This is a genomic window from Xylanibacter muris (genome assembly GCF_013166605.1).
Lineage (GTDB): Bacteria > Bacteroidota > Bacteroidia > Bacteroidales > Bacteroidaceae > Prevotella > Prevotella muris.
Genome location: NZ_JABKKF010000025.1, coordinates 1 through 2394 on the forward strand (window position 1 = coordinate 1; position 2394 = coordinate 2394).

The window sequence follows — 2394 nt, forward strand, 5'->3', positions numbered from 1 at the left end:
CCTCCCGAAATAAAGACGGGATAATACCTGAAAAGGTATTGGGTTGTCCCATTCGGAAATCCGCGGGTCAAAGGTCATTTGCACCTCACCGCGGCTTATCGCAGCTTATCACGTCCTTCATCGCCTCTGTGAGCCAAGGCATCCGCCATGCGCCCTTTCGTACTTTCTCAGCCTTATATCAATACCTCACCAAAAAAAAGTGGAGGATACCGAGGCTGTCGTTGAGTTCTGTCTGTCAATGCGCGCACACCATAACAATGTGCCGCTGACATCTTTACTTACAAGTCTTATGTGTCAATATGTCAAAGAACGGACCGGAGACATAACGCAATAAAGCGGAATGTGCCGGATGGTGGAGAATAACGGATTCGAACCGTTGACCTCTTGCATGCCATGCAAGCGCTCTAGCCAACTGAGCTAATCCCCCATAGACAGAGGCAGAACGTACAAGAAAGGATAGAACCTGAAAACTCTCCGGTAAAAGTACGTATACCATAATATACTCTCGCATTCGTCTGATTTGCATGCGTCCCTCCAGAAAGGAGGTGTTCCAGCCGCACCTTCCGGTACGGCTACCTTGTTACGACTTAGCCCCAATCACCGGTTTCACCCTAGGCCGACCCTCACGGTCACGGACTTCAGGCGCCCCCGGCTTTCATGGCTTGACGGGCGGTGTGTACAAGGCCCGGGAACGTATTCACCGCGCCATGGCTGATGCGCGATTACTAGCGAATCCAGCTTCGTGGGGTCGGGTTGCAGACCCCAGTCCGAACTGAGGGGCACTTTCAAGATTCGACACCGTTTGCACGGCACCTGCTCGCTGTATGCCCCATTGTAACACGTGTGTAGCCCCGGACGTAAGGGCCGTGCTGATTTGACGTCATCCCCGCCTTCCTCGCTCCTTGCGGAGGCAGTACCCACAGAGTGCCCGGCATGACCCGATGGCAACTGAGGGAAGGGGTTGCGCTCGTTATGGCACTTAAGCCGACACCTCACGGCACGAGCTGACGACAACCATGCAGCACCTTCACAGATGTCCCGAAGGACTTCATCATCTCTGAATCATTCATCTGCAATTCAAGCCCGGGTAAGGTTCCTCGCGTATCATCGAATTAAACCACATGTTCCTCCGCTTGTGCGGGCCCCCGTCAATTCCTTTGAGTTTCACCGTTGCCGGCGTACTCCCCAGGTGGGATGCTTAACGCTTTCGCTTGGCCGCCGACTGTATATCGCCGACAGCGGGCATCCATCGTTTACCGCGCGGACTACCAGGGTATCTAATCCTGTTCGATACCCGCGCTTTCGAGCATCAGCGTCAGTAATGCTGCGGCACGCTGCCTTCGCAATCGGAGTTCTTCGTGATATCTAAGCATTTCACCGCTACACCACGAATTCCGCGTGCCTTCCGCACACTCAAGCCCGCCAGTTCGCGCTGCAGGACCGTGGTTGAGCCACGGCGTTTCACAGCACGCTTGACAGGCGGCCTACGCTCCCTTTAAACCCAATAAATCCGGATAACGCCCGGACCTTCCGTATTACCGCGGCTGCTGGCACGGAATTAGCCGGTCCTTATTCGTGCGGTACCTGCAAAAGGCCACAAGTGGCCTACTTTATCCACGCACAAAAGCAGTTTACAACCCATAGGGCCGTCATCCTGCACGCTACTTGGCTGGTTCAGGGTTCCCCCCATTGACCAATATTCCTCACTGCTGCCTCCCGTAGGAGTCTGGACCGTGTCTCAGTTCCAGTGTGGGGGACCTTCCTCTCAGAACCCCTACCGATCGGTGCCCTGGTGGGCCGTTACCCCGCCAGCAAGCTAATCGGACGCATCCCCATCCCGTACCGGAATAACCTTTGCTCCGGAAAACATGGATCTTCCGGAGAACATAGGGCATTAATCCGTCTTTCGACGGGCTGTGCCCTGGTACGGGGCAGGTCGGATACGCGTTACTCACCCGTGCGCCGGTCGCCATCGACACGTCCGAAAACATGTCATGCTGCCCCTCGACTTGCATGTGTTAAGCCTGTAGCCAGCGTTCATCCTGAGCCAGGATCAAACTCTACATTGTAAAATATCTTTGAAGCCGAATGCCAAATGCCGCAAGGCACCAGGCAAAGGCCATTATTCTAATCCTATTCGGAACGCAAAAAACCTGTAACGGACGGACCATAAAAAAGGCCGCCCGAAACCGCAATATGAAATTGCGCATCTGTACTACTTCTCTCTGTCTCAGTCTTTCAAAGAACTCTTTATCATATATGCCAAACAGGCGACTCACCTGAAAAGCGAGTGCAAAGGTAACAACTTTAAAACAAACGACAAAGAGGGAGATGGAAAATGTTTATAAAATTAACAAATATTTAGAAAACAAACGGAAAATGGAGGGAAGAGAG

The 2394-nt window shown here is 53.1% G+C and carries 1 tRNA gene and 2 rRNA genes; all 3 read right to left on the reverse strand.

Annotated elements, in window-relative coordinates:
- Positions 1–169, reverse strand: a 23S ribosomal RNA gene (locus tag HPS56_RS13240); the annotation flags it as partial.
- Positions 170–350: 181 nt separating this feature from the next.
- Positions 351–427 (reverse strand) — tRNA-Ala (locus tag HPS56_RS13165).
- A 111-nt stretch (positions 428–538) separates the two neighbouring features.
- Positions 539–2069 (reverse strand): 16S ribosomal RNA (locus tag HPS56_RS13170).
- Positions 2070–2394 lie beyond the last annotated feature (325 nt).